This window comes from Occallatibacter sp. (genome assembly GCF_049802275.1).
Taxonomy (GTDB): Bacteria; Acidobacteriota; Terriglobia; order Terriglobales; family Acidobacteriaceae; genus Telmatobacter.
Genome location: NZ_JBARMD010000733.1, coordinates 1 through 1,551 on the forward strand (window position 1 = coordinate 1; position 1,551 = coordinate 1,551).

Annotated in this window: 3 protein-coding genes; all 3 read right to left on the reverse strand. The window is 60.9% G+C overall.

The features are described 5' to 3' along the window. Positions 1 to 52: 52 nt before the first annotated feature. On the reverse strand, positions 53 to 541 hold the full coding sequence (gene purE, locus WA354_RS24575) for a 5-(carboxyamino)imidazole ribonucleotide mutase (protein ID WP_472815663.1): 489 nt from the start codon (positions 539 to 541) through the stop codon (positions 53 to 55). 61 nt (positions 542 to 602) lie between these two features. Next, a complete protein-coding gene (locus WA354_RS24580) occupies positions 603 to 824 on the reverse strand; it encodes a hypothetical protein (protein WP_472815664.1) in 222 nt (73 codons plus the stop codon). 88 nt (positions 825 to 912) lie between these two features. Then, positions 913 to 1,551 (reverse strand): hypothetical protein (locus WA354_RS24585; protein ID WP_472815665.1); only part of this gene is annotated, 639 nt, incomplete at its 5' end.

Sequence of the window (1,551 nt, forward strand, 5' to 3'; positions counted from 1 at the left end):
CCGCCGGGTTCGACGACCGTGGGCTTCTTGATCAGGAGCGGCTGAGTAGACACTACGGCAACTCCTGTGTCATCACTTCCGCGGTCCGTGCGGCGCGCCAGGCAGCCAGCCGGTCGTAGAGTGCGGAGTCAGTTGCGGCGAGAATTTCAGCCGCCAGCAGCGCGGCATTGGCAGCTCCGGGTTTGCCGATGGCCAGGGTACCGACGGGGACGCCCTTGGGCATCTGCACAATTGAAAGGAGCGAATCGAGGCCGTTGAGCTGGGTTGCAGAGACGGGAACGCCGAGCACCGGCACGAGGGTCTTCGATGCCAGCATGCCCGGCAGATGCGCGGCGCCGCCAGCTCCGGCGATAATCACGCGAAGCCCGCGCTCGCGTGCCGTTTCTGCATATTTGAAGAGCCAGTCTGGAGTGCGGTGGGCGCTTACGATGCGCGCTTCATGCGGGATTTCGAGGGCGCGCAGAATCTCCACGGCCCCGGCCAGCACCTCGTAGTCGCTCTTACTGCCCATCACCACGCCCACCAGCGGCTTCTCGCTCATGGGGAGATTATAAAGAGCGCGGCTGCAATTCCACAGGATCGCGGTTCAACGCCTTGTAGATCTAGTGCCGGTGCCATGCCTCGACAGCCACTTCGACAACGGCGAGCAGCACGCTGAAAGCAGCGAGAAATCCCCTGGCGCGCTGCCAGTTTTGTTCGTGGCGCTCCATGCGGTGCTCGAGTTCGGCGATGCGCCCGCCGTTCCCGTCGCCCATGAGGCCATTCATTTGCGTCTTCAATACGCTCAGATCGCTCAAAACCTGTGCTTCGAATTCGTTCATCATTCGCATCCGTTGTACTCCAGCCATTTCTGTGAGGTCACTCGGGGGCACCGTGGACCGGCGGGTTCTTCTGGCGGTCCCGGCTGAGGTCTCACGATGCAAGCGGCAGATTGAAGATCAGGGCCGCCGAAAACTCCGAGTAATTGGGCGGTGTCGATCCGTCGTACGCTCTTATATAAAAGCGGTCGCTGGCCGACACCCGCGAGAAGGTCATGGTTGGCTGTGAACCGCGCATCACCAGGTCGGGATCAGTGCCCGGCATGAAGCAATTGTCGCGCCGGCGAATCTCGAATCCGCCACCGTTTGGCGCTATGGCTCCGGTGTTGATTGTCACGCTTCCGTTGCTCATCGCCGTCACCACCAGTCCGTTCAGATCGGGCAAGTAAGTCGGAGAAATCGCCACCGGCAACCATGCATCTGCCGGGACTGTCTCACTGGTTTTGATTGCCAGATCATCGGCCCAGTCATTCGCAAAGCTGATGGCATATTGAACCAGATCGGGATAACTGGCCGTGTAAGTCAGCTTCACACTGCGGACAACCATTTGAGCGTTCAAGTTAGTCGACGGAGCATTCAGACCGAGTGCGTCGCCCGGCCAAATATCGGCGTCGAGGCTGGCACACGTGCATTTGTAGGCGCCGCTCCATAACGCGCTCACGCTTACCGCCGCCTGCTCGATGGCGAGTGCCGCATTGCGGCAGTCCTGCGAACCACGCGGTGCGGGATTGGT

Bases quoted from the DNA above. Each gene is read 5' to 3' on its own strand.
- purE (WP_472815663.1), bottom strand. From the start codon at position 541: ATGAGCGAGAAGCCGCTGGTGGGCGTGGTGATGGGCAGTAAGAGCGAC.
- WA354_RS24580 (WP_472815664.1), bottom strand. From the start codon at position 824: ATGATGAACGAATTCGAAGCACAGGTTTTGAGCGATCTGAGCGTATTG.